The sequence below is a fragment of the uncultured Gilvimarinus sp. genome, from assembly GCF_963975215.1.
Taxonomy (GTDB): domain Bacteria; phylum Pseudomonadota; class Gammaproteobacteria; order Pseudomonadales; family Cellvibrionaceae; genus Gilvimarinus.
On the sequence record NZ_CAXBFW010000003.1, the window covers coordinates 24493 to 48993 of the forward strand.

Annotated in this window: 23 protein-coding genes; 17 read left to right on the plus strand and 6 right to left on the minus strand. The window is 54.8% G+C overall.

The window, feature by feature from the left end; genetic code table 11:
• Positions 1-74 precede the first annotated feature (74 nt).
• The 4 genes from AAC019_RS03310 to AAC019_RS03325 all read left to right on the plus strand — a co-directional run bounded on the left by AAC019_RS03310 (position 75) and on the right by AAC019_RS03325 (position 2608).
• Positions 75-347 carry a DUF493 domain-containing protein gene (locus AAC019_RS03310; protein ID WP_339897143.1) on the plus strand — a complete coding sequence of 91 codons (273 nt, stop codon included), beginning with the start codon at positions 75-77 and terminating at the stop codon, positions 345-347.
• The gene (gene lipB / locus AAC019_RS03315) at positions 347-1009 is read left to right on the plus strand and encodes a lipoyl(octanoyl) transferase LipB (RefSeq protein WP_339897144.1); all 663 of its coding nucleotides are present in this window, start codon (positions 347-349) and stop codon (positions 1007-1009) included. The genes AAC019_RS03310 and lipB overlap by 1 nt, the downstream gene beginning before the upstream one ends.
• A 63-nt stretch (positions 1010-1072) precedes the next feature.
• A complete protein-coding gene (gene lipA / locus AAC019_RS03320) occupies positions 1073-2086 on the plus strand; it encodes a lipoyl synthase (protein ID WP_339897145.1) in 1014 nt (337 codons plus the stop codon).
• A gap of 12 nt (positions 2087-2098) precedes the next feature.
• Positions 2099-2608, plus strand: a complete 510-nt coding sequence (locus AAC019_RS03325) for a GNAT family N-acetyltransferase (protein ID WP_339897146.1) — start codon at positions 2099-2101, stop codon at positions 2606-2608.
• On the opposite strand, the gene AAC019_RS03330 is transcribed toward AAC019_RS03325, so the two are convergent.
• Positions 2605-3363, minus strand: coding sequence for a glycerophosphodiester phosphodiesterase (locus AAC019_RS03330; protein WP_339897147.1), 759 nt, complete (start codon positions 3361-3363; stop codon positions 2605-2607). The genes AAC019_RS03325 and AAC019_RS03330 overlap by 4 nt on opposite strands.
• Before the next feature lie 35 nt (positions 3364-3398).
• Here AAC019_RS03330 and AAC019_RS03335 point away from each other — a divergent pair, with 35 nt between their 5' ends.
• Positions 3399-3911 carry a mechanosensitive ion channel domain-containing protein gene (locus tag AAC019_RS03335; protein ID WP_339897148.1) on the plus strand — a complete coding sequence of 171 codons (513 nt, stop codon included), beginning with the start codon at positions 3399-3401 and terminating at the stop codon, positions 3909-3911.
• Positions 3912-3921: 10 nt separating this feature from the next.
• On the opposite strand, the gene AAC019_RS03340 is transcribed toward AAC019_RS03335, so the two are convergent.
• The 4 genes from AAC019_RS03340 to AAC019_RS03355 form a co-directional block, all read right to left on the minus strand.
• Positions 3922-5115: an amino acid aminotransferase gene (locus AAC019_RS03340; protein ID WP_339897149.1), complete on the minus strand. Its 1194-nt coding sequence runs from the start codon at positions 5113-5115 to the stop codon at positions 3922-3924.
• 246 nt (positions 5116-5361) lie between these two features.
• Positions 5362-5640, minus strand: a complete 279-nt coding sequence (locus AAC019_RS03345) for a YebG family protein (protein ID WP_339897150.1) — start codon at positions 5638-5640, stop codon at positions 5362-5364.
• A gap of 57 nt (positions 5641-5697) precedes the next feature.
• Positions 5698-6882, minus strand: a complete 1185-nt coding sequence (locus AAC019_RS03350; RefSeq protein WP_339897151.1) for a PepSY-associated TM helix domain-containing protein — start codon at positions 6880-6882, stop codon at positions 5698-5700.
• Between the two features lie 5 nt (positions 6883-6887).
• Complete coding sequence (locus tag AAC019_RS03355) at positions 6888-9002, minus strand: TonB-dependent siderophore receptor (RefSeq protein WP_339897152.1); 2115 nt, start codon at positions 9000-9002, stop codon at positions 6888-6890.
• A 129-nt stretch (positions 9003-9131) separates the two neighbouring features.
• On the opposite strand from AAC019_RS03355, the gene murJ reads away from it, so the two are divergent.
• From murJ to ispH, 6 genes are all read left to right on the plus strand, one after another.
• Positions 9132-10739: a murein biosynthesis integral membrane protein MurJ gene (gene murJ / locus AAC019_RS03360; RefSeq protein ID WP_339897153.1), complete on the plus strand. Its 1608-nt coding sequence runs from the start codon at positions 9132-9134 to the stop codon at positions 10737-10739.
• 52 nt (positions 10740-10791) lie between these two features.
• Positions 10792-11766: a bifunctional riboflavin kinase/FAD synthetase gene (gene ribF / locus AAC019_RS03365; RefSeq protein ID WP_339897154.1), complete on the plus strand. Its 975-nt coding sequence runs from the start codon at positions 10792-10794 to the stop codon at positions 11764-11766.
• Positions 11767-11781: 15 nt separating this feature from the next.
• Complete coding sequence (ileS, locus tag AAC019_RS03370; protein ID WP_339897155.1) at positions 11782-14583, plus strand: isoleucine--tRNA ligase; 2802 nt, start codon at positions 11782-11784, stop codon at positions 14581-14583.
• Positions 14584-14592: 9 nt separating this feature from the next.
• Positions 14593-15114: a signal peptidase II gene (lspA, locus tag AAC019_RS03375; RefSeq protein WP_339897156.1), complete on the plus strand. Its 522-nt coding sequence runs from the start codon at positions 14593-14595 to the stop codon at positions 15112-15114.
• Entirely contained in the window at positions 15107-15556 is a 450-nt protein-coding gene (locus tag AAC019_RS03380; RefSeq protein WP_339897157.1) for a peptidylprolyl isomerase, read from the plus strand. Before lspA ends, AAC019_RS03380 begins: the two co-directional genes overlap by 8 nt.
• Before the next feature lie 61 nt (positions 15557-15617).
• Positions 15618-16550 (plus strand): 4-hydroxy-3-methylbut-2-enyl diphosphate reductase, encoded by a 933-nt coding sequence (ispH, locus tag AAC019_RS03385; RefSeq protein WP_339897158.1) that lies wholly within the window; start codon positions 15618-15620, stop codon positions 16548-16550.
• Here ispH and AAC019_RS03390 read toward each other — a convergent pair.
• On the minus strand, positions 16542-17063 hold the full coding sequence (locus AAC019_RS03390; RefSeq protein WP_339897159.1) for a GspH/FimT family protein: 522 nt from the start codon (positions 17061-17063) through the stop codon (positions 16542-16544). The genes ispH and AAC019_RS03390 overlap by 9 nt on opposite strands.
• A gap of 213 nt (positions 17064-17276) precedes the next feature.
• On the opposite strand from AAC019_RS03390, the gene AAC019_RS03395 reads away from it, so the two are divergent.
• From AAC019_RS03395 to AAC019_RS03420, 6 genes are read left to right on the plus strand one after another with little or no spacing between them, the layout of a single operon-like run.
• On the plus strand, positions 17277-17840 hold the full coding sequence (locus AAC019_RS03395; protein ID WP_339897160.1) for a GspH/FimT family pseudopilin: 564 nt from the start codon (positions 17277-17279) through the stop codon (positions 17838-17840).
• A 4-nt stretch (positions 17841-17844) separates the two neighbouring features.
• Positions 17845-18234, plus strand: a complete 390-nt coding sequence (gene pilV / locus AAC019_RS03400) for a type IV pilus modification protein PilV (RefSeq protein ID WP_339897161.1) — start codon at positions 17845-17847, stop codon at positions 18232-18234.
• Positions 18212-19273 (plus strand): PilW family protein, encoded by a 1062-nt coding sequence (locus AAC019_RS03405; protein ID WP_339897162.1) that lies wholly within the window; start codon positions 18212-18214, stop codon positions 19271-19273. Before pilV ends, AAC019_RS03405 begins: the two co-directional genes overlap by 23 nt.
• Positions 19274-19297: 24 nt before the next feature.
• Positions 19298-19819 carry a PilX N-terminal domain-containing pilus assembly protein gene (locus AAC019_RS03410; RefSeq protein WP_339897163.1) on the plus strand — a complete coding sequence of 174 codons (522 nt, stop codon included), beginning with the start codon at positions 19298-19300 and terminating at the stop codon, positions 19817-19819.
• Between the two features lie 37 nt (positions 19820-19856).
• Positions 19857-24077 carry a PilC/PilY family type IV pilus protein gene (locus AAC019_RS03415; protein ID WP_339897164.1) on the plus strand — a complete coding sequence of 1407 codons (4221 nt, stop codon included), beginning with the start codon at positions 19857-19859 and terminating at the stop codon, positions 24075-24077.
• An 18-nt stretch (positions 24078-24095) separates the two neighbouring features.
• Positions 24096-24491: a type IV pilin protein gene (locus AAC019_RS03420; protein WP_339897165.1), complete on the plus strand. Its 396-nt coding sequence runs from the start codon at positions 24096-24098 to the stop codon at positions 24489-24491.
• The last annotated feature ends 10 nt before the right edge of the window (positions 24492-24501 follow it).

The following is a 24501-nucleotide window of genomic DNA, read 5'->3' on the forward strand; positions in this document are numbered from 1 at the left end:
TTGGTGCGCGTGACGGTGCAGCCGTCACGCGCAAATTTTGCTACAATCGCCCGCTGTTGCTATAGCGAGGTCCTATGTCTGAGCAAGAACCCCCCAAAATAGAATTTCCCTGTCCCGATTACCCCATTAAAGTGTTGGGTGAGGCGGGCGACGCTCTTTATGCTCTGGTGATGGACGTTATGGACGAGCATGCGCCGGGCTTTAATCGCTCGCGGGTGAAAGTTAAAGATAGTGGCAAAGGCCGGTTCCAGTCGGTAACAGTGTATGTAACGGCTACCGGTATCGAGCAGCTCGATACAATTCACAAAGCGCTGCGAGCGAATCCGATTGTAAAAATCGTGCTGTGATGAGCGTCGCCGAACAGCTTGAGGTGTTTGACCTTGGGCAGCGGGATTACCTTAGCACTTGGCACGAGATGTCGGCTTTTACCAGTAACCGTGGCCCCGAGGTTGCGGACCAATTGTGGTTGGTCGAGCACCCGCCGGTGTTTACTCAGGGCCAAGCCGGTAAGCCCGAGCACTTGTTGGCTCTGGACGGTATCGAGCTGGTGCAGAGTGACCGGGGCGGGCAGGTAACCTACCATGGCCCCGGCCAACTGGTGGCGTACCCGCTGCTCGATTTGCGCCGCCGTAAACTGGGGGTGCGCGAGCTGGTTACGCTGATTGAACAGGTGATTGTCGCGTTGCTGGCACGTTTTGCTATTGATGCCTATGCCCGGCCAGATGCCCCGGGGGTGTATGTCGATGGCGCTAAAATTGCCTCGCTGGGCCTTCGCGTACGGCGTGGCTGTAGTTTTCACGGCTTGGCATTGAATGTGGCGATGGATTTAACCCCCTTTGAGCAGATAAATCCGTGCGGTTATCCTGGCATGCAAATGGTGGATATGGCCCGTTTAAGCCAGGCCGATTGCTCTATGGAGCAGGTTAAAGCGGCACTGGTAAAAGAGTTTGTACAGAAATTGGGCTACAAAACCGCTATAATGCCCGCCTCTAGTGGCTGGTGTCAGTAATCTTGTGGCGCTTGAGTCCCAGAATCCTTGTATCAAAGGCCGCAGGCCTGAATGAGTTTGACTATGACGATTGAAATACCCGATATCCAGCCCGTAAAACGCACCCGTCGCCACAAACAGGGCGAGAAGTTGCGCGATGCGGATAAAGTCGAGCGGATTCCGGTAAAAGTCATTGCGACCGATGCCGTCGAAGTGCCGCGCAAGCCCGACTGGATTCGTGTACGTGTACCGGCCTCGCCCGAGGTGGATCGCATTAAAAAGCTGCTGCGCAAAAACGGCTTGTCGTCTGTATGCGAAGAAGCTAACTGCCCTAATCTGGGGGAGTGTTTTAGCGGCGGTACGGCGACCTTTATGATTATGGGCGATATCTGCACCCGTCGTTGCCCCTTTTGCGACGTGGGCCACGGTAAACCCAATCCGCTGGACGCCAAAGAGCCGGTGCAGCTGGCCGAGGCGATTGCCGAGCTGGGCCTTAAATATGTGGTGATCACCTCGGTAGACCGCGACGATCTGCGCGATGGTGGTGCCGGGCACTTTGCCGATTGTATCCGGGAGTCCCGCGAGCGTTCGCCCCATTTACAGGTAGAGATTCTGACCCCGGATTTTCGTGGGCGCATGGAGCCAGCACTGGACATTCTGGAGCGCGAAGCCCCCGATGTGTTTAACCACAACTTAGAAACCGTGCCGCGCCTGTACCGTCAGTCGCGCCCGGGCGCTAACTACGAGTGGAGCTTGCAGCTGCTGTCGGAGTTTAAAAAGCGCCGCCCGGATGTGTTGACCAAATCTGGCCTGATGGTGGGGCTGGGCGAAGCCAAAGAAGAGATCTTTCAGGTGATGCGCGATATGCGCGAGCACAATATAGATATGCTTACTATCGGCCAGTATTTGCAGCCATCCAAAGATCACCTGCCGGTGGAGCGGTACGTGCACCCGGATGAGTTTGCCGAGTACACTGCACTTGCCAAAGAGCTTGGCTTTACCCGCGCCGCTTGTGGGCCGTTGGTGCGCTCAAGCTATCACGCCGATAAGCAGGTTCAGGGTGAGGATGTACAACAGTGGTCTGGCGCCAGCGTCTAACGGGTGACGTTGTTGCAGAGCGCACCCGAATGGTGCCGGGTAAGTCTGATCGAATGCCCCGACTATCTCGATCAGGTGGCGACCTGGCACCACCGCGAATGTCTGCGTCAGGGATTGCAAAGCAGCCAGCAGACGCGCCGCGACCGGTTGCTGCAACATTTAATGGGGCCGGGCTCTGTGCCGCAAACCTGGATTGCACTCGAGCGCACCAACGCTGAGTTAATCGGCTGTGTTAGCGTCGTTAGCTATCATCTGGGGGGCCGTCCGGGCACCCCGCAAACAGACACACCCCTGTGGCTTAGCAGTTTGTTTGTGACTCCGCAGTGGCGTTGCCGGGGTGTCGCGAGTGATCTTATAGAAGGTGTTAGGCACTTTGCCCGCGAGCTGGGAATGACCAGCTTATGGCTTACGGCAACCGATCAATCTGAATTTTACCGCCGTCAAGGTTGGCAGCTTGTGCGCCGCGCCAAATTGGGCGGGCGCTGGGTTAATGTGATGAGTTGCGAGCTAGACACCCATTAAACACCAGTTGTTGCGGCTAAAAACTCATCGACGAAGTCGGTAAAAACAGCATCGACACCTATGGCCGCCAAATACTGCCACTCATCGGGATGATTGGCAGTATAAACCCAGTGCTGCAAACCGCGACGTTTAATATCTGCGTGTAGCTCGGCACTGGTGGTGACCAGCGAGGTGTTGCAGGAAAACACCCCCAGCGCGGTAGCGGCCGCAGCGTAATCGAGCGGGTTACTGGCAAGCAGTAAGCCCAGTTTTACGGTGGGCAGTTGTTGCTTTAAACGGTACAGCTCGTGATGATTAAAGCTGGAGACCACAATATGCTCTAAGTTGCCGCCAGTGGTATTTTGCCAGTGTTGCAGAGCCTGTACCACAGCATCGGCGCAGCCGCTGTTTTTAATTTCGATATTCAGCAGGCGCTGCTCGCCGACCAGTTCGAGCACTTGTTGTAAGGTGGGGATTGTTTCGCCATTGCTCAGGCGGGCACTTTGCAGCTGCGTCTGGCTGCACAGCCATAAAGCGCAGCTGTCACCCATGGATTGTTTTAAACGATGGTCGTGAGTGATATAAAGCGTGCCGTGCAGTAGCCATACGTCTATTTCTATAGCGTTGCAACCACTGCTGAGTGCCCGGGTGATGGCGGCAAGCGAGTTTTCCGGCAAATCATTGGCGGGGCCGCCACGGTGAGCGATGCACTGCATAGGGCGTTCATCCTGTGTCAGGTGGCCGTGTTTTTGTGCGGCCGGATAGAGCGTTACCATATTCAATTTTTACGGTGTTGGGAAGGAGTGCAGGCGTGTTAAAAGTAGCTTTGCTTAGTAGCTGTATCGTGGCCTTTTTGTTGCTGGCGCGGGTGGTGGATAAAGTCGTGCGGGACCTGGCGATCAAGCGCTCTGTGAGCCTTTACCGGGTGGAGTACATCAACAAAGTCACTCACTTTGCTTTGCTGTTTTGCGGTGTGGTGGTCGTCTGCCTGATTTTGGGGTTAGGTTACGGTGACGTGGCGTTATTTTTATCGTCCATGTTTGCGGTAGTGGGTATTGCCCTGTTTGCTCAGTGGTCAATACTGAGCAATATTACCGCCAGTGTGATTATCTTTTTTGGGTTTCCGTATCGGGTGGGCGACCGGATTCAGGTGCTCGATCCGGATTTTAAGTGGACCGGTGTGGTCAGCGAGATCACCATGTTCCATGTGATCATACGTTTGGATGACGGCAATACGGTTACTTACCCCAATTCGATGATGTTGCAGCGCGCGGTATTAAAAGCCAACGGCGACACACCTTTGCCGCCGCCGGACGAGAGTTAGGCGGGCGGGCTTAACGCAATACCTGACACACCGACTGCGCCAAGTACTCCAGGTTGCCGCTGTTAACACCGGCAATGTTAATGCGGCTGTTGTCGGTCATGTAGACGCTAAACTCGCTTTTTAAGCGGGTTACCTGTGGCTCACTCAACCCCAAAAAGCTAAACATACCGCGCTGCTCGGCGATAAAACTAAAGTCCGTGTGTTGCTGTTGGTGGTTGAGCGCCGTGACCAGTTGCTGGCGCAGGCCACTGATACGCTCGCGCATATCGGCTAACTCTTGCAGCCATTGCGCGTGCAGGGTTCGATCGTGATAAATAATATCCACCAGCGAGCTGCCGTGGGCCGGCGGCATCGAGTACAAACCACGCGTAATGCTTAACATCTGGCTTAAATTGGCCGAGGCGGCGGTGGCCGATGGCGCGACAATATTGAGGCTGCCGGTACGCTCGCGATAAAGCCCCAAATTTTTGGAAAACGACATAGCCAGAATAAGTTCCGGCAAGGTATCGGCCATCAACCTCACTCCGTAGGCGTCCTCAGCGATGCCATCACCAAAACCCTGGTAAGCCATATCGATAAAGGGGGTAAAGCCCTGCTCGCTCGCCAGCGACGTTAGCTGTTGCCATTGCGCTTGCGTCAGGTCTGCGCCGCTGGGGTTGTGGCAGCAGGCGTGCAGTAAGACCACATCGTTTTTGCCGGCTTGGCTTAAGGTGTTCAGCATCCCGTCAAAGTCGATGCGCTGTTGGCTGAAATTGTAGTAGGGGTACTCTTTTAAGGTAAGCCCGGCACTGCTGAGTAGCGGAATATGATTACCCCAGGTGGGAGTGCTGACCCAAACAGTGGCGTCGGGCCGGGCTTTAGCGATTAGCTCGGCCGCCGCACGCAGGGCTCCGCTGCCGCCGGGGGTTTGGATGGTGGCCAGGCGCTGGTCGTGAATCACCGTATGTTCTTCACCAAAGGCCAGTGCCGCTGCCGCTCTATTGGCGCCCGGAATGCCCGCCGGCGGGGTGTACACTTTGCTCGCCTCGGTTTTAAATAGCTCGGCTTCTGCCTGTTTAACACAACCTAAAATGGGCGTATTACCCTGTTCGGTTTTGTAGACCCCAACGCCTAAATCGACTTTGTCCGGGTTGGTATCGGCGTGATAGGCGGCGCTCAAGCCTAAAATGGGGTCGGCGGGCAATAATGGCAGCTCGGTGAACATAGGGGCTCCAGGGGCAAATGTTACGCGATGATGATAAAAAACGTGGCGGGATAATAGCGCAATTTAACGCTCTGCGCAGAGTGGGGTTCCGGAAGGTAAAAAACCGCCGCACCGTTGAGGCAATGCGGCGGACAAGCAAACGGCAGCACGGTGTGGAAGCGGTGTACTGCCGCGAGTGCTGTGTGGAGTGGCAACACAAGGGCGCGCTGCCCAGCACTGTGGTGATTTTGCGGTGGGTGACTTAGGCTATTGCTGGGCCACCAACGGCGTTACGCTGCTCTCTTGGGCCTCTTCGAGTAAAACCTCGGGCTTACCTTTGCAGGCCTTTGCCAGCTGCTCGCTTTTGCTTGCCAGTAGCAAACCGATAGCCTCGCTGTGCTCTTCACTAATACCTTTAACCGATGTTTCAATCAGCTCAGTAATATTGGCGGCCAGCTCCAGCATTTTGTCGTGCGCTTCGGCGGCCTTCTTATCGTCAAACATCTTTCCATCCCGGTCACATTTCCAAACGGCGACTACAGCCATGATTAATCTCCATTGTGATACTGTTTGGATGTACAGTATCGGGTGCTGGCTAGGCTGTCAAGCAAAGATGAAGGGCAGGGTAAGGCCGAGGCTCGCCAGTACCAGCGCCAACTGTAGCCAGCGGCTGTGGCCGATAAGCCGCCAGGCGGCGCGGGGGTTGGGGCCTTTGCGCCGGCTGCCCAGGCGCAGGGCGCACAGCCAGACGCCGCTACCCGAGAGAATGGTCATGGCCAGCCCCCAGATAAACCAGATGATTTTGCTGAGGTAACCGGCAAAGGTGCCAAAGTGCAGCGGGTCGGCGGCCTCGGCAATGCGCTGATGGGCGCTTAGCTGCTCGCCTTTAACCTGCCCGGCAATGGTGTGGGTATGGGCGTCTAAGGCGATGGTGTTGGCGCGGTTGCGCACTAACAGAGCGCTGTCTTGTCCCTGCAGCAGGAGTGGTTTGCCCTCGCTCACGAGGATGCGCTTTAACGTAAACCCGGGGTTTTGTGCCAGTGCTTTGTCGATGGCCGGGGTTAAGGATGCCGCGTCCTGCGGTTGGGGCATTGAGCTTATCTCGGGCAGTAAGCTCGTTGCCGAAGGCGCGGCGCCGCCCCAGCGCTCGATCAAATACCACAGGCCGGTAACGGCGATTAACGCAATAAATGGCAGGCTCCAGATACCTAACCATCGGTGCAAATCGCCCCACCAGCGTCTGGGGGTATCACCGCTTTTGGGCGCTTTGGCAAAGCCGCGCCACCACTTTTTATAAATAAAAAAAGCCGAGATGAACGACAGCAGTAAAGGTATGCTGAGCAGCCCGACAATGGTGAGCCCCCATTTTAACGGCAGCATTAAATGCCGGTGGGTTTGGCGTAAAAACCGGTGGACGTTAAACCAGCGGGACACCCCGATCACCTCGGCGGTGTAAGGGTTGAGATAAATTCGCTGTAGTTCACCCGCCTCGTCTCGGGCAATGGCCTCGGCCGCTATAAAACGCGGCAGGCCAAGATTAAGCGAGCTTACTGTCCAGCGGGGGTTGGCCGCGTGAGCGGCGGCCAGTAGCTCTCCGGCGGGGCGAGCGAGCGTGCCCGGCGGTTGCTCTACCCTTAGCTCGGGGGTGAGCAGCCAGTCGATTTCATAGGCGAATACCGCCAGGGTGCCGGTGAGCGAGACAAAAAACAGCAGCAGGCTAAACTTAATGCCCGCCCAGCTGTGCAGGCGAAACCACCACTGGCGATTAAGCTTGGATGATTTCGCCATCGGCCTTAAAACTCGCGGCTAATGGTGGCCACCACGCGGCGCGGTTCGCCGGGAAAGTGGCCGGTGCGGGTGATAAAGCCACTTTCGGCGTACTCTTCGTCGAACAGGTTGCTGACGTTCAGTTGTAGCTTCCACTGATCAAAGGTGCTCTGCCAGCTGGCGTCGAACACGGTGTAAGGCTTAACGTAATCGCCACTGATGCCAATTTGCTCGTCCTTGTAATCTACGCCAAACGCCACGGCTGAGTTGATGGCCGGAAAGTCGTAGCGCGTCCACAAGCCCAGCAAGTTGCGCGGGGTATTGGCAAAGCGGTCGCCGGTGGCGTTGGTGATGCCGCTGGTGGCCTCGAGTACTTTGGTGTCGTTGTAGGCGTAGTTTAAGGTCATGGTCCAGTGGCGCAGTAGGTCGGCGCTTAAGTCCATTTCTACCCCGCGGCTGCGCACTTTGCCCACAGCAATTAAATCGTCCACGCCGTCGCCGCCCACATCGCCGGCCGGGTCGGCCTGCACGACATTGCGCTTTTCAATCTCGTAGGCGGCGACGTTTAGTTGTGCCCGCCCAGACCACAACATTAACTTTGCACCCAGCTCAAGGCTTTCGCTTTCTTCGGGCTTAAAGGGGCCGCCTTTTTCGGCATCTTGGTTGGCCACGCCTTGTGGCTCAAACCCTTCGCTGTAGCTGGCGTAAAAGTTAAGGTCTTCGGTTAAGTGGTAAACCGTGCCCAGGCGGTAGGTGAGGGCGCTGTCGCTGTCTTGTGCGGTACCGCTGCTGCTTTCAAAATCGTTAAAGCGCAGGCTAAGCAATACATCCCAGGCGTCAGATAACCCGATTAAGTCCTGCACATACAGGCCCGATTGCGTCAGGCCGGTTTCCGAGTCGCTCTCCCAGTCGCGGTCATCTAGCCCATACTGGGCGCGGGAGGTCTGCCCGTAAACCGGATCGTACAGGCTCAGCGGCGGTACCACGCCGCCATCGGTTACCGGGCTGCCGCGCTTGGCTTTAAAGTCACTGTCTTGATCGAAAATATCAAAACCCGTCAGTAGCTGATGGCTGATGCCGCCGGTATTAAATTCATAAATTAAGTTGGCGTAGGCGCTGGTGCCCTCATTGTTGCGCACCTGATCGCGAAACTGGCGCGCCATCATGTCATCTATGCCGTCACCGTTTGAGTCGAACAGCCCGCGCGGCTCGTGGTAATTTTGTAGCTCTTGGTTTTCATAGTAGCGCAGCGCGACATCCAGTTTTACGCTGTCGTTAAAAGCGTGCTGTAGGCGCGAGTAAAACACGTCGGCTGTCAGGCTCAGAAAGTCGGTGGGCTCGTTATGGTTCCAGGTGGGGTCCACCAAAAACTCGCCGTCTTCATCCACCGGCACGCCGCGCAAGCGGTTAGCGTCCAGGGTTTGGTCCACAAACGAATATTTTACTTGCACGCTGGTGTCTGTCTTCGGCTGCCAAATAAAGCCTAAGTCGCCTTGATCGTTATCGTTGGTGGTGTGCTCGCGAAAGGGCTCTTCGGTTTCTTTCAGCATGGCTACCCGGTAGCCAAAGTCGCTGTCGCCAAAGCCGCCGGTGGCCTGCACATTGACGCCGGTTAAGTCATAGTCGCCCACCACAATTTGCGCGCGGCCGTACTGCTCAAGGCTCGCCTGACTGGTGGCGTAGTTAATTAAACCGCCCGGTGCGCCGGCACCGTAAATGGCGCCGCTGGGGCCCTTGAGTACTTCGAGTCGGTCTACCCCAAAGGTGCGGGGCACGGTAAAGCCGGCGTAGGGGTCGCCGCGCAGGCTGTCGTATAACACCTCGTCCTGACGAAAGCCGCGAAAGGTAATGCCCGAGTAGCTAAACACGCTCACGCCACTGATATCCCGGTATAAGTCGCGGGCATCGCGGGCCCCCTGATCTTCAATCAGCTCGGCGTTAGTCACTTGCACAGATGCCGGTACCCGCGACAAATCGGCGTCAATGCGGGTGGATACCGATGAGTCATTGGCCCGATACAGAGATTGGGCTCGGCCGGTAACAACCATGGTCTCGAGTGTTTCTGCGTCTTTGCCTGGCTCGGAGGCTGCCTGAGTGAGCCCAGAGGCGATGGCGAGCACTAGCGGGGACTTGTTGAACATAGCGGGCATCCGTTTTGCGAAATTTATGCGGATGATAAAGATTATCATCTTTGTTTGCAATGGCGACGCTGTTCAAAGGCGTGGGGGGTGTGGATAATGGCGCTCTGATACATCGCCCCGGACACCAATGTGAGTCAAGCAAAAACCGACAAAACGCCTGACAGCCGCCCGCCCGCCAAGCCTGGCCTGCTGCGCTCTAGCAGCAAGGTTGGGGTGATGACCATGGCCTCGCGGGTGCTGGGCCTGCTGCGCGATGTGGTTTTTGCCCACACCATTGGTGCCGGCGGCGGTGCCGATGCGTTTTTTGTCGCTTTTAAAATCCCTAATTTTATGCGCCGGCTGTTTGCCGAGGGCGCTTTTGCCCAGGCGTTTGTGCCGGTATTATCGGAGTACCGCTCGCAGGGCTCGCTGGCGGCGGTAAAGGCGCTAATTGACCGGGTAGCCGGTGGGTTGGGGCTGGTGTTGTTGCTGGTCACCGCCGTGGCGGTATTGGGGGCGCCACTGGTGGCCACGGTGTTTGCGCCGGGGTTTCATGCCGATGCCGCACAGTTTGCTCTGGCGACCGATATGATTCGGATTACCTTTCCCTATTTAATGCTGATCTCCCTTACCGGGCTGACGGGCGCTATTCTTAACAGCTACGATCATTTTGCCGTGCCGGCCTTTACGCCGGTGCTGCTAAATGTGTGCTTGATTGGCGCGGCCCTGCTGGCGGCGCCGCATTTTGATCCGCCCGCGCTGGCGTTGGCGTGGGGTGTGTTGGCGGCCGGTGTGGTGCAGCTGGTGTTTCAATTGCCGTTTTTAATGCGCCTGCAGCTGCTGCCCTCGCCCAAGGTGGATTGGGCCGACCCCGGGGTTAAGCGTATTTTGGCACTGATGGTGCCGGCGCTGTTTGGCGTGTCCGTGAGCCAGATTAACCTGATGCTCGATACCATTATCGCCTCGCTGTTACCCAGTGGCAGTATCTCGTGGTTGTACTATTCCGAGCGCTTAGCGGATTTGCCTTTGGGGGTGTTCGCCATTGCCATTGCCACGGTTATTTTGCCTAACTTGTCGCGCCAGCACGCCGCGCGGGACCCAGAAAGCTTTGCCCGCACTCTGGATTGGGCGCTGCGGCTGATTTGCTTAATTGCTTTGCCGGCGATTATTGCCCTGATTATTCTCGCCGAGCCGATCTTAATTACGCTGTTTCAGTACGGGGCGACCAGCGCTGCCGATACGGCCATGGCGGCCCTTAGCCTGCGCGCCTACGCGCTGGGTTTACTGGCGTTTATGCTAATTAAAGTGTTGGCGCCGGGGTTTTACGCAAGGCAGGATATGAAAACGCCGGTGCGCATTGGCATTATCGCCATGGCCATTAACATGGTACTTAATCTGGTGTTTGTGCTGCCGCTGCACTATTACTGGCAAATTGGCCATGTGGGGCTGGCGCTGGCCACCTCCTTAGCGGCCTATGTAAACAGCTTTTTGTTGTACCGAGGGCTGCGCCGTTTGGGAGTTTATTGGCGCCAGCGAGGCTGGAGTGCCCTGGGATTGCAGCTGCTGTGTGCCAATATTGCCATGGCGGCGGCGCTTATCGGCTTTATTTGGGTGTGGCACGATTGGGTGAACTGGTCCGCCGGGGTCCGGGTTTGGCATTTGGCGCTGGTTTGCACCGTTGGCGTGGTCGTCTATGTGGGCGGCTTGCTGGTGTGTGGATTTAAACCTTCGAATTTGCGTCACGTCTCGCGCCACTAGTGCGGCTGCTGTATACTCACGCGTCAGATTTTTTGCCGTTAACAGGTTCAGTGTGAACAGTCAGGCTCCAGAATTTATTCGCGGTTTATACAACCTGCGCGAGCGCCATCGTGGCTCTGTGGCCACCATTGGGACCTTTGATGGCGTCCATTTGGGGCATCAGGCCATATTGCGTCAGCTTAACGACGTGTCCGAACGCCTTAACCTGCCCTCTGTGGTGATTTTGTTTGAGCCTCAGCCGCACGAGTACTTCTCGCGTGAGCGGGCGCCGGCGCGGTTGATGCGCCTGCGCGAGAAGCTCGAGGCGTTGTTTGCCGCCGGTGTTGACCGGGTGTTGTGCCTGCAGTTTAACGAGGCGTTTCGCAGCCTGACGGCGCGTCAGTTTATCGGCCGGGTTTTGCACGATGGCTTGGGTATTCGCCACTTAGTGGTGGGGGATGACTTTCGCTTTGGTTGCGACCGCGCCGGCAACTACGAGCTACTGCAACGTGCCGGGAGCGAGCTGGGTTTTGGCGTGACTGACACCTGCACCCTGACCATCGCCGGCGAGCGGGTGAGCAGCACCCGGATCCGCGAGCATCTGCAGGCGGGTGAGTTTGCCAAAGCCGAGGCCTGCCTGGGCCGCGCTTATGCAATTGGCGGGCGGGTAGGGCACGGCAAGAAACTTGGGCGCCAGCTAGGGGTGCCCACGGCCAACGTGCGATTGCAGCGCTACCGCTCGCCGTTATCGGGCGTGTTTGTGATCAGCGCGCTATTGCCCGATGGCAAGCTTTATCCGGGGGTTGCCAATGTGGGTGCTAAACCTACTGTGGCAGGCGATATTGCACCGCTACTGGAGGTGCATTTGCTGAATTTTGACCGGGATATATACGGTGAACCGGTGAAGGTAATGTTTCACCAGCGGTTGCGCGCCGAGCAGAAGTTTGCATCGATCGAGGCGCTAACTGCACAATTGCAGAATGATATCGCCGGCGGGCGGGCCTACTTTGCCGCGCTGGCACCGAAAGAATCACATACTTTTAACTGACTTTGACTACTGACAATGACCGATTACAAAGCAACTTTGAATTTGCCCCACACGTCGTTTGCCATGAAGGCCAATTTGGCCCAGCGCGAGCCCGAGATGCTCAAAGCGTGGACCAAAGATGGTTTGTACCAGCAGATTCGCGCGGCGCGTAAAGGGCGTAAATCCTACATATTGCACGATGGCCCTCCTTACGCCAACGGCGATATTCATATCGGTCATGCGGTTAACAAAATCCTTAAAGACATTATTGTTAAAAGCAAAACACTAAGCGGTTTTGACGCCCCCTACATACCTGGCTGGGACTGTCATGGCCTGCCCATTGAGCACAACGTCGAAAAAAAGCACGGCAAAGCCGGGGCTAAGCTAGACGTTAAGGCGTTTCGGCAAAAGTGTCGCGAGTACGCTGCGCGCCAGGTCGACGGGCAGCGCAAAGATTTTATCCGTTTGGGTGTTTTGGGTGATTGGCAAAACCCTTACCTGACGATGGATTATAAGTTTGAGGCCGATATTATTCGCGCCTTGGGCAAAATCGTTGAAAACGGTCACCTGCAGCGCGGTTTTAAACCCGTGTACTGGTCAGTCGTGGGCGGCTCGGCACTGGCAGAGGCCGAAGTTGAGTATCAGGATAAAACCTCGTTTAGCATCGATGTTAAGTTTGCTTTTGCCGACCAAGACGCGGCGGCCAGCGCCTTTGAAGGCTTAACCGGCACCGGGCCGTTATCGGTGGTGATTTGGACCACAACGCCCTGGACCTTACCTGCCAATCAGGCGGTGAGTGTTAACCCCGAGCTGGATTACGTGGTGGTGGAAGCCGCCGGCGAGCGCCTGGTAATGGCCGAAGGGCTGTACGAGTCGGTGATGGCCCGCGCCGGTATTGAAGAGTATGCCGTGGTTGGGCGCACGCCGGGGGCCGCGCTGGAAGGGCAAAATTTGTTACACCCGTTTTACGAGCGTCAGGTGCCGGTTATTTTGGGCGACCACGTCACCCTGGATGCCGGTACCGGCTGCGTGCACACGGCGCCGGATCACGGTATGGATGACTTTGTGGTGGGCCGCAAATACGATATTGGCACCCTCAACTACATCAATGATAACGGCGTGTATCGCGATCACGTGCCGGTGTTTGCCGGTGATCATGTGTATAAAGTCGACGAAAAAGTTATCGACTTATTAAAAGAGAAAAGCGCACTGTTTTGCGAGAGCAGAATTACTCACAGCTTTCCGCACTGCTGGCGCACTAAAACGCCGCTTATCTTCCGCGCTACGCCACAGTGGTTTGTCAGCATGACGCAAAATGATTTGCGCGGCCAGGTGGCTAAATCCGTAGAGGGTGTGCAGTGGGTGCCGAACTGGGGCCGTGCGCGCATTGACTCTATGCTGGAGTCCAGCCCCGACTGGTGTATCTCGCGCCAGCGTACCTGGGGCGTGCCTATCGCGTTGTTTGTGCACCAGGAGACCGGCGCCTTACACCCGCGTACCGCCGAGTTGATCGAGCAAGTGGCGCAGCAGGTAGAGCAGACCGGGATGGACGCCTGGTACGACTTAGACGCCAGCAGTTTGCTGGGCGCCGAGGCTGCCGAGTATGAAAAAGTGACCGACACACTAGACGTGTGGTTTGACTCGGGCGTCACCCACTACGCGGTATTGCAGCAGCGCGAGGGGTTGAGTTACCCGGCGGATTTGTACCTGGAAGGGTCCGATCAGCACCGCGGTTGGTTTCAATCGTCGCTGAAAACCGCGATGGCAATGAATGGCACCGCGCCTTATAAAACCGTGTTAACCCACGGTTTTACCGTGGACGCCGACGGCCGCAAGATGTCCAAGTCGATTGGCAATACGGTTGCGCCGCAAAAGGTGATTGGCGAGCTGGGTGCCGACGTGTTGCGCTTGTGGGTTTCGGCCACGGACTTTAGCTCTGAGATGAGCGTATCTGATGAGATCTTAAAGCGCACCGCCGATTCCTATCGTCGTATCCGCAACACGGCGCGCTTTATTTTGTCTAATTTAAACGGCTTTGATCCCGCTACAGATTTAGTGGCAGAGCCTGACCTGTTAGCGCTGGATCGCTGGGTGGTAGACCGCGCGGCACAGCTGCAGCAAGAGCTGATTCAGTGCTACGACAACTTCCAGTTGCATCAGGTGTACCAAAAACTGCATAACTTTTGCGTGGTCGAGTTGGGTGGTTTTTACCTGGATATCATTAAAGACCGTCAGTACACCACCAAAGCTGACTCGCGCCCGCGCCGCTCGGCGCAAACGGCGCTCTACTATTTGGCCGAGGCGTTTACTCGCTGGATTGCGCCGGTACTTAGCTTTACGGCCCACGAGATGTGGCAGCAGCTACCAGGCAAGCCCGAGGGCAGTGTCTTTACCGCCGAGTGGTTTGCCTTGCCCGAATGCTCGGACACCCGTCTGGATGGCGAGTTTTGGGCGCAAATCGCCGAGATTAAAACCGCCACCAATAAAGTGCTCGAGGCCAAGCGCGGCGAAGGGGCAATTGGCGGCTCTTTGTCGGCCGAGCTGACGCTTTATTGCGATGAAAATTTGCTGTCGCAACTGGCGTTGTTGGGTGACGAGCTGCGTTTTATTTTAATCAGTTCAGCGGCGACGCTGGCCCCGCTTAGCAGTGCCGGTGCCGATGCTGTTAGCACCGAGCTTGAAGGCTTAAGTGTGTTGGTGGAAAAGTCGGAGCAGCCAAAGTGTGCGCGCTGCTGGCACTTTAGGGCGGATGTAGGCGCTGTTGCGGCTCACCCGGAAATTTGCCAGCGCTGTGTTGATAATATCGACGGTGCCGGCGAAGTCCGTCACTACGCGTAGGTAGCCGATATGTTGAAAAAAATTGCCCAGCCCTGGGGCTGGTACCTGCTAGCTGTTGTCGTGTTTATTTTGGATCAGTGGAGTAAAGCGGCGGTGGTGGCGAATTTGGATTACAACTCGCCGTTGGTGTTTACGTCGTTTTTTAATTTTACGTTGCTGCATAACCCCGGCGCCGCGTTTAGCTTTTTAAGCGATGCCGACGGTTGGCAGCGGTGGTTTTTTACCGCCATTGCGGCGGTGTTTAGTGTGGCTATTATTATCTGGTTGGCACGCTTACCCAAAAGCCGCTGGCTGGAGTCGATGGCCCTTGGGTTTATCCTTGGCGGTGCGGTGGGCAATTTGTATGATCGCGTGATGCTGGGGCATGTCATCGACTTTATCGTGGTGCATTATCAGAATAGTTATTTCCCCGCCTTTAACCTGGCCGACTCTGCCATTTGCTTTGGCGCCTTTTGGCTTATTGTCGATATGTTGTTTAACGCTAAAGAAACGGCGGCCGATAAAGCTGGTAAAGAGGATGGCCATGCGTGATTTAACCGTTGGGCCCGGTACCCGGGTAACCTTGCATTTTTCTCTGGCGCTACCCGATGGCCAGCTGGTGGATTCTAACTTTGAAACTGCTCCGGCGACTTTTACCGTGGGCGACGGCAAACTGCTTAAAGGTTTTGAGCAGGCGCTGTTTGGTTTGCGCGAAGGTGCTCGCGAAGAGTTAATCGTTAAGCCCGAGGCGGGCTTTGGCGCGCACAACCCCAACAATATCCAAACCATTCCACGCTCTGACTTTGAGCCAGAGCTGGAGTTAAGTCAGGGTTTGATGCTGTCGTTTGCCGATGCCCAAAATACCGAACTGCCCGGCGTGGTGGTTGACTTCAATGATGAAGAGGTTACGGTGGACTTTAATCACCCGCTGGCCGGGCGCGATATCACTTTTAAAGTGGCTATTTTGCAAATCGAGCCGGCGCAAGTACATTAATAACGTCCGACGTCCGACGTCCGACGTCCGACGCGGTACAGCAAACCCGAAGGGTTTACTTATGCAAATCAAACTCGCCAACCCCCGGGGTTTTTGTGCCGGGGTCGATCGGGCCATCGATATCGTCAACCGGGCACTGGATGTGTTCGGCGCACCTATCTATGTGCGGCACGAAGTGGTGCACAATAAATTTGTGGTGGATACCCTGCGCGAGCGCGGCGCGGTGTTTGTCGATGAGCTGGAAGAGGTGCCCGATGATGTCATTGTCATCTTTAGCGCCCATGGGGTATCTCAGGCGGTGCGCAACGAAGCCGCCGAGCGCAGTTTGCAGGTGTTTGATGCCACCTGCCCGCTGGTGACCAAAGTGCATATGGAGGTGACCCGCTACAGCCGCGATGGCAGCGAGTGCATTTTGATAGGTCATGCCGGTCACCCCGAGGTCGAGGGCACCATGGGGCAGTACGATGCCCGCAATGGCGGCAAGATGTACCTCGTTGAAAGTGTGGCGGATGTAGCTACGCTTGAAGTGGAAGACCCGTCTCGTTTGGCCTATGTCACCCAAACCACGCTCTCAATGGACGATACCGCCGAAATCATTGCCGCACTGCGCGCAAAATTTTCCCAGATTCAGGGGCCGCGCAAAGACGATATTTGCTACGCCACCACCAATCGTCAGGACGCTGTCCGCCAGCTAGCGCTAGAGTGCGATTTGTTGTTGGTGGTGGGTTCGCCCAACAGCTCCAACTCAAACCGCTTGCGCGAGTTGGCCGAGCGCTGTGGTACCGAGGCTTACCTTGTCGACTCACCGGCTGACATTGATAACCGCTGGCTGAACGGCAAATGTCAGGTGGGTATCACCGCTGGCGCCTCGGCCCCCGAAACATTGGTACAGCAGGTGGTGGATCACTTGATTGCCCAAGGCGCAAGTTTGCCCCAAGAGGTGGCCGGTATCCCCGAGAACATCAGTTTCTCGCTGCCCCGTGAGCTACGCTGAGTCCGGGCAGTCGTAATCCTCTTTGCGCAAACGGCCGCCGCGCGATAGCACCAATTGATACCCTTCACCCTCTTCGGCGGGGCATACATCCAGCGTGCCCGCCTGAAAAGCCCCTTCGGCCTGGCCGCTGGCCCAATGGCTCTCGCCGCTGCCGAGGTATGAGATATAGTCTGCCACCGGCCGATTACCGCTTACCTCAACAGCCTCGTGTAGCGGGCCAAATTCCACCAGAACCTGCTCGTCATTGTCGAGCTGACCGTTGTGGTTTGGGTCGTAGTGAATCTGCCAGCCATTATCCCAGCCTTGAGTCGTACTCATGGTGACCCGCTCGTTGCTTTTAACCGCGTAGCTGCGCGCCGTCTGCGTGCTTTCGATCAGCTGGTGAGTGATTGTTTCCAGACGATTATTGCGAATAAGTTCACTAAAACTGGGCGCCGCAAGCGCTGCTAATATGGCGGCTACAGCCAGAGTGGTGAGTAGTTCCGGGAGAGTAAAGCCTCGTGCATGGCGCATATATGCCTCCTTGGCGTACATTTGCTTCCGTTCGTTCTTTGCTCTTGACCGCATGTCTGGTCAAGCGAGTGATGCTTACGCGCTTATGTTAGGTTTAGCGTAATGGGGTAAATATAGACAGCGTCTCTCCAGCGGTCAAATAATCGCCAGTCGCGGCCCGGGATAACCTAAGACGCTGCTGCGCATCACTAGTGAGAAGGGCAGACAATGATAATGAGTCGAACCCAAAAAGGGTTTACCTTGATCGAGCTTCTAATAACCATTGTGATAACAGCCATCGTCGTTGCGATTGCAGCGCCAAGCTTTACCACGATGATTCTTAATCAGCGCTCCGATGGCGTAAGTGAAGAGCTGGTCAGTGCGTTGCAGCTGGCTAAAACCGAAGCGGTTAAGCGCGGTGGGCGTGTTAGCTTGTGCGCCGCCAACCCTGCCGGTGACGACTGCGCTGCCGACTGGACCAACGGTTGGCTGGTGATTGTTGATAGCGCCGCCGATGATGGTGCAGCCGCCCCAGTGCTGAATTCAGGGGATGACATTATCCGTGTCTTTGACGCCCCTGATGACCGAAGTGTGATTACCGCCACCAACAACGGCGCTGTGAGTTTTGTGCGTTATACCAGTGCCGGGCAAATGGCCCGTATCGGCGGGCGCGCAACAGTGACGCCAGTGGTGTTTGATAGTTATATCGACGGTTGTGTCGGCGATCGCCGCCGCAGCATCACAGTCGGAGTGGCTGGCATGATGGATGTCGACCGTACGGCGTGCCCGGGAGCTTAAGTAAATGAACAATTCATTCAAACAACAAACGGGTGTCGGTTTAGTCGAGGTGCTGGTAACGGTGCTGATTCTGTCAACGGCATTGATGGCGCTGGCGGCCCTACAAACCCGTTCGCTGCAATACAACAGCAGTGCGTATTTACGCTCGCAAGCGAACGTTATCGCGTATGACGCCATTGAACAAATGCGTACCGCATCGCCTGCCCCCTCGGGTGGTGGCGCTGTTGTTGAGCCGGATATTGATGCGCTAGCCGCCCTACTGCCCGGTGGTACTGGTGAAATAGACTGCGCGGCACGGGTGTGCACGGTCTCAATTAGCTGGGATGAGCCAACCGCCAACCAAGATGGCGATGCAAACGAGGAGACGACTTTTGCGTATACATCCAGAATTTAATCTAAGCAGCATCAAGCGGCAATCGGGTTTGTCGCTGGTGGAGCTGATGATCGCCATCACCATTGGTGTGGTGTTGATGACCGGCGTGGTGCAAATGTTTGTGTCCAGCAAAACTGTGTTTACCACTCAGCAGGGGTTATCCCGTGTGCAAGAGACAGGCCGTTTAGCGATTGATTTTATGGCTCGCGATATTCGCCAGGCGGGCTTTATGGGGTGCTCCTACTACACCGATTGGAGCTTAAACTCCACCTTAAACAACACCAATCAATTTGGTAGCGATTTTAGTTTTGAAACCAGCCTTAGGGCTTACGCCAGTAACGCCTTACCCGCAGGTATGGTGCTTAACCCGGCCCCACGTGCTGACACACAGGTACTTGCCGTGTATGCAGCGAACGATGAGTCGGTTGCACTCACTCAGCAAAATAATGCCAATAACGTTTTTGTGGAGCTGACCACGCCAGCCGGTGCAGAGTGCCCCAGCGGCATTTGCGATGGCGATATTGTGGCCGTTGCCGATTGTGATAAAGCCATGATATTTCAGGCGACCGCTGTGAACGAGCAGGCGGGTCAGGTGGTATTAGCCCATGGCGCCGGTGCTAACCCTGGTAATCAGCGCACGGTATGGGGCGGCGATGCCGAAAACTTAATTGAGATTTTTGACGAAGGCGCCGAGGTGCTTAAGCTTAATACCGTTGTTTATTATATTGCCGATGGCCCCAGAGGTGTCCCGGGTTTATATCAAAAGGTTGCTAATGATCCCGCCTACCAGCTGTTGCAAGGCGTGGAGAACATCAACCTTGAGATTGGTCTGGATACGGATGCTGATCGCGTCGCGGATAACTACGTAGCACCCGCCGCAGGGATCAGCTGGAATCAAGTGGTGGCTGCTCGTTTAGATGTTCTTGTGCAGTCCCCCGACGACAACGTCAGCGCCGAGAATCAAACCTACGAGTTTGCCGGAGAGGAGGTTGAAGCAGAGGACCGCCGTATTCGTCAAGTTTTTTCTACCACGGTTGGCGTTCGCAGCCGCTTGCCGTAAACGCAGTGTAAAAGGCATTTTATTATGAACAAACTGCAAGCATTTAATCACTCTCAACGCGGCGCCACCCTGATTGTCGGGTTAATTATGGTGTTGGTGATGACGGTAATAGGGCTGTCGGCTATTCGCGGTAGCGGCTTACAAGAGCAAATGGCGGGCAATATGCGCGATCGGCAATTGGCGTTTCAAGCGGCCGAGGCGGCCCTGCGTGAAGCCGAAGATGGCTTGAATATTCCTCCTGATGCATACCCTGTAGGCACCCCGGGCCATATCGAATCGTTGGATGAGTCTGGCAGTGCTTTTTGGCGTGACTTTGATAATTGGCAGGCGGATGCCGCTAACTATTCTGAAGATATCGATTACGTTAATGCCCGCCCGCAATTTTTAGTCGAGTCGGTTGATTTTTACTCATCGGGCGTTGATGGCAGCTCGGTTGACTTGGCCAGCTTGCTTAGTCGCGGGATGGAGCGCCGGTATCGGGTGACGTCCAGGGCCGTAGGCGGCTCGACCGATGCTGTTGTGATCTTGCAATCAAATTATCGCTAAACACTTTCTTGCGCGGCTAGTGCGGAGTAACACGATTATGAATAAGAGCTTTTTTTCTAAATATTTATCCCGGCCCAAGTGGGCCGTATCGGCCATGGCCGTGTTGCTGGGTCTGGCTAGTGCGCATTCGGTGCATGCTATTAACTTGGCACAGTCGCCATTGTTTTTGGCGCAGCCGGTTACGCCCATTGTTATGTTGAATATGTCCAACGACCACCAGTTATTTTTTAAAGCCTACGATGACTACTCGGACTTAGATGGTGACGGAAGCGTTGATACCACATATATGAATGACTATGACTATTATGGCTATTTTGATAGTTTAAAGTGCTACAGTTATAGCAATGGCGTATTTAGTCCCGCGGGAACGGCGTCAAACTATTATTGCGATGGCTCTAAGTGGAGCGGTAACTTTTTGAACTGGGCCACAATGACCCGTATCGACACCGTACGGAAAATTTTGTATGGCGGTAAGCGTTGGAGCTCGGGTGATTCGGCTAATTACACCGTTTTAGAGCGCGCTATGTTGCCTCAGGATGCGCATTCCTTTGCCAAGTATTATAACGGCTCGGATTTAAATCGACTAACACCTTTTAATGTAACTTCTGGTTCCCCTGGCACAGCGGCGACGGGTATTACTATCTGTAACACCACTGAACCCGGCCAACGTTCGCAGCAGTCTCAGAATGTTAATGCCCCACCACTAATGCAGGTAGCTCGAGGCAACTATTCTCTTTGGGCCAGTAATGAAGGCTATCAGTGTCGCTGGGGAGAGGGCAGTAACGATAATACCTTTGCTGATTCTGGGCTTTATGCCTACAGTGAAAGCCCTACCAAAAACGGAGCAGGGCTTGGCAATAAAGATTATGCGGTGCGAGTCGAGGTATGTAACCCTAATCACCTAAATGAAACGAATAATGAAAAATGCACCGGCTACCCTTCTGGTGGTTTTAAGCCCACTGGGTTGCTGCAAGACTATGGGGCAGATGACACGATCCACTTTGGTTTGATTACCGGGTCATATACGTTAAATAAATCAGGCGGTGTACTGCGTAAAAACGTAGGCAGCATGAGCGATGAAGTGAACGCGACTAATGGTACCTTTCTAACCCCGGCCGATGGTTTAGGTATTGTCGGAACCTTGAACGCCTTGCGGATTTCCCGCTACAGCTTTAGCTCTGGTCAGTATAACTCGTCGGACAGTTGCCCTTGGGAAATGGCGAGTTTTAACGATGGTGTTTGTACCAACTGGGGTAATCCACAATCAGAAATTTACCTGGAGTCACTACGCTACTTAGCCGGCAAGAGTGCTAATTTTGCTGCGGATGACCGCGGTAAAATACCCGGTTTAGGCGTCGTTAATTGGAACGATCCGATCGACAATGACAATTACTGTGCACCCTTAAGCATTATTCAGTTTAACGCATCGACCAGCTCGTACGATTCTGATCAGTTAGGAGGATTCAGCGATATTGCGAATGGAAAGACTCTAAGCGCTCTCACTAATGATGTTGGGGCGGCAGAGTTGGCCGCGGATAGTACCTACTTTGTCGGTGAAACGGGCTCGAATGCAGATCAGCTTTGTACCGCAAAAAGCATTTCTAACTTGTCAGATGTGAAAGGCACCTGCCCTGATGCGCCGCGCTTAGGGGGAAGTTACCAGATCGCTGGGCTGGCGTATCACGCCCGTGTGAATGGTATAGCGAATGATCGCGAGACTGTGCAAACCTTTGGGGTAGCGTTGGCGCCTGCTGTCCCCAGAATAGTGATACCGGTGCCTGGTGGCAATGGTAGCGTGAGCTTACAACCCGCGTGTCGTAATACAACCACGAGCCCCGATGCTAACTGCGCTATTGTTGATTTTAAAGTGATCGAGCAAGATCATACAGGCTCAACCTACCGAGGGAAGTTGTATGTAAACTGGGAGGATAGTGAGCAGGGCGGTGACTTTGACCAAGATATGTGGGGGGTGATCAACTACGCGGTGACTGACGAGACAGCAAAAATTAGAACTCGAGTGGTCGCCCAGTCGACCCCAAACAGCATGGGTTTTGGTTATGTGATTAGTGGCACCACGAAAGATGGATTCCATGCTCATTCGGGGATTAACAATTTTGTGTATAACAACCCCATTGAAGGGGCGCTAACGTGTACCTCTTGGGGTAACAATCAATGTGACTGCCGAGATAGTTATAAAGGTCGCTGTACCAGTGATTATGCGGACGCTTCTACCCAAGTCTTTGAACTGGGTGAATCTAGCGCGAAGGCCCTAGAGCAGCCACTTTATTACGCGGCCAAGTGGGGCGGCTTTAAAACCGAAGACGAAAATGGTGAGCCTGTTACCGTGCCTCCTGCCGGGGAGCCTGAGAATTACTTCTTTGCGACGAACCCGCGTGAGCTGGAGGCATCTTTGATCGCGGCGGTCGATCAAATTGTTGCCGGCTCGGGCTCGGCAACGGCGGTTGCTACTACTTCTACCAGTTTGGGTACCGATGCTGTTGCCTATCAAGCCAATTTTAATACCCTTACCTGGACAGGTGATTTAACGGCGTCGCCTATCGGCGAGCAAAATCTTGGGGTTGATACCTGGAGTGCTGCAAGCAACCTTCCAGCGCCTAACGCACGTAACCTGTGGACACATAATGGCACCGAAGCGGTCGAGTTTGAGTGGGGAAATTTAAATCCGGTAACTCAACAGGCAGTGTTAGATGCTGATGATGATTTGGGTGAAGAGCGTGTCCGCTGGACGCGAGGCGAAGAGATCCCTGGGTTTAACGAGCGCGGAGACAATGAGGTATTAGGTGATATTGTTAACTCGAACCCCAAAGTTTCCGGCACTGAGAATTACGGGTTTGCTCGCTCCGCCGCGAGTGGTTCCGGTCAGCCATACACCGACTTCGTGGACGGTAAAACGTTGCACACGGTCTTTGTGGGAGCTAACGACGGTATGCTCCATGCGTTTAATGCCGAGACCGGGCGGGAGCGTTTTGCTTATATTCCCTATTCTGTTTACGAACAGCTGAAGCTGCGCACCGACAACAATTATGGCTCCTCTTTTAACCCGCATAAGTATTCTGTCGATGGGCAAATCTTTGTCGGGGACGCGTATGTCAATGGCAGCTGGAAAACGATTCTGGTCGGTACCCTTGGCGCTGGCGGCAAAGGTATATTCGCGTTAGATGTAACCAATGCCACTGACTTAAGTGATACCCGAGTGTTATTTGATTATCACCAAGGTAACGCGCCGCAAATTGGTAATATTACCGGTACCCCTATTATTGCCCCAATGCCCGATGGCAGCTGGGCGATTGTTACGGGTAATGGCTATAACAGTGAAGGTGGTGAGTCGCAGTTGGTGATTATCCCGCTGGATGGCACCTACACGCCGCAATATATCGCTACGGGAAATGCGGGCAATAACGGTTTAAGTGAGCCGGCTATTTCGGTAGGGGGTGGCTTCCTGGCTCGCTACGCCTATGCCGGCGACTTGCAGGGCAAAATGTACAAGTTTAATTTAGAAACTAAGGCGGTAGAGTACGAGTTGTTTACGGCTGTCGATGGCGAAAACGCACAGCCTATTACTGCTTCCCCAGTGTTGGGTATTAACCCGTATCGTAAAAATGCGTCGGGCCAGCCTTCCACCATGGTGTATTTTGGTACCGGGAGTTACTTAACCTTTAATGACCTGGGTAATACTGATTTACAAAGCTTTTACGGTATTGCCGATAGCGGTCAAACGGTGACCCGTGCTGAGTTGTTTGTTAAAGATATTAGCTCGCAGAGCGGTGGAGCACGTACTTTATATGAGGGTGATGGCCCCTACGGCGATGAAATCGACTGGGTGTCTAAAGCCGGTTGGGTTTTAGACTGGGATGAGGTCGCCGGTGAAAGGGTGGTAGATAAGCCCATATTGTCGTACGACCGGGTGATATTCCCTACAGTTATTCCTACCAGTAACCCCTGTGATTATGGTGGTAATAGCTGGATTATGGCGTTAATCGGTGTTGGGGGCTTGTACCCTGGATATAACCCGCTGGAGCCGATTGAGCCAACAGATCCGAATGATCCCCCAGGAGAACCTCCTGGAGGTATTGAAGAAGACAAAATCGTTAAGTTAACCGACCCAACCAAAGATGGTGCGCCTTGTGGTGGTGAACCCTTTATCATCCAGCAAAACAGTGATGGTACAACGGAGTACGTGTGTACCGGTGAGCCCAGCATGGTGGAAGGCCGTCAAAGCTGGCGACAGCTACAATAAATAATGTGGAACTTTAAAATGAAAACAGCAAAAAACGCGGGTTTTACGTTAATTGAGGTAATGATTGTGGTGGCAATTATCGCGATCATCGCATCAATTGCATACCCATCTTATTTGGATAGTGTGAGAAGAAGTAACCGTGCCGATGCGATGGCCTCATTAAATAACGTCGCTCAGCAGATGCAACGTTGCTATACTTTAAACAATACCTTTACGGACTGTCCTTCGGTGGGCACCTCGGTGTCTGCCGAGCAGTTTTACGAGATTGAGGTGGCGGTAACGGGCGGTGGCACGGGTTTTACTGCCACGGCGACTGCCGATCAGGCGCCGCAGACGGGCGATGACGACTGTTTAAGCTTTACGCTGGATAATCTGGGGCGTCGCACCTCGACGACCGATGGTGAGTGTTGGTAAAAACGCGGGG

What these genes read in the sequence shown, in the direction of transcription:
- ileS (WP_339897155.1), top strand. Translation starts at nt 11,782, where the DNA reads ATGACCGATTACAAAGCAACTTTGAATTTGCCCCACACGTCGTTTGCC.
- AAC019_RS03310 (WP_339897143.1), top strand. Translation starts at nt 75, where the DNA reads ATGTCTGAGCAAGAACCCCCCAAAATAGAATTTCCCTGTCCCGATTAC.
- AAC019_RS03410 (WP_339897163.1), top strand. Translation starts at nt 19,298, where the DNA reads ATGAACAAACTGCAAGCATTTAATCACTCTCAACGCGGCGCCACCCTG.
- AAC019_RS03420 (WP_339897165.1), top strand. Translation starts at nt 24,096, where the DNA reads ATGAAAACAGCAAAAAACGCGGGTTTTACGTTAATTGAGGTAATGATT.
- AAC019_RS03330 (WP_339897147.1), bottom strand. Translation starts at nt 3,363, where the DNA reads ATGGTAACGCTCTATCCGGCCGCACAAAAACACGGCCACCTGACACAG.
- lspA (WP_339897156.1), top strand. Translation starts at nt 14,593, where the DNA reads ATGTTGAAAAAAATTGCCCAGCCCTGGGGCTGGTACCTGCTAGCTGTT.
- AAC019_RS03390 (WP_339897159.1), bottom strand. Translation starts at nt 17,063, where the DNA reads ATGCGCCATGCACGAGGCTTTACTCTCCCGGAACTACTCACCACTCTG.
- ispH (WP_339897158.1), top strand. Translation starts at nt 15,618, where the DNA reads ATGCAAATCAAACTCGCCAACCCCCGGGGTTTTTGTGCCGGGGTCGAT.
- AAC019_RS03350 (WP_339897151.1), bottom strand. Translation starts at nt 6,882, where the DNA reads ATGGCGAAATCATCCAAGCTTAATCGCCAGTGGTGGTTTCGCCTGCAC.
- pilV (WP_339897161.1), top strand. Translation starts at nt 17,845, where the DNA reads ATGAACAATTCATTCAAACAACAAACGGGTGTCGGTTTAGTCGAGGTG.
- AAC019_RS03340 (WP_339897149.1), bottom strand. Translation starts at nt 5,115, where the DNA reads ATGTTCACCGAGCTGCCATTATTGCCCGCCGACCCCATTTTAGGCTTG.
- AAC019_RS03415 (WP_339897164.1), top strand. Translation starts at nt 19,857, where the DNA reads ATGAATAAGAGCTTTTTTTCTAAATATTTATCCCGGCCCAAGTGGGCC.
- AAC019_RS03345 (WP_339897150.1), bottom strand. Translation starts at nt 5,640, where the DNA reads ATGGCTGTAGTCGCCGTTTGGAAATGTGACCGGGATGGAAAGATGTTT.
- lipA (WP_339897145.1), top strand. Translation starts at nt 1,073, where the DNA reads ATGACGATTGAAATACCCGATATCCAGCCCGTAAAACGCACCCGTCGC.
- AAC019_RS03355 (WP_339897152.1), bottom strand. Translation starts at nt 9,002, where the DNA reads ATGTTCAACAAGTCCCCGCTAGTGCTCGCCATCGCCTCTGGGCTCACT.
- AAC019_RS03380 (WP_339897157.1), top strand. Translation starts at nt 15,107, where the DNA reads ATGCGTGATTTAACCGTTGGGCCCGGTACCCGGGTAACCTTGCATTTT.
- lipB (WP_339897144.1), top strand. Translation starts at nt 347, where the DNA reads ATGAGCGTCGCCGAACAGCTTGAGGTGTTTGACCTTGGGCAGCGGGAT.
- AAC019_RS03395 (WP_339897160.1), top strand. Translation starts at nt 17,277, where the DNA reads ATGAGTCGAACCCAAAAAGGGTTTACCTTGATCGAGCTTCTAATAACC.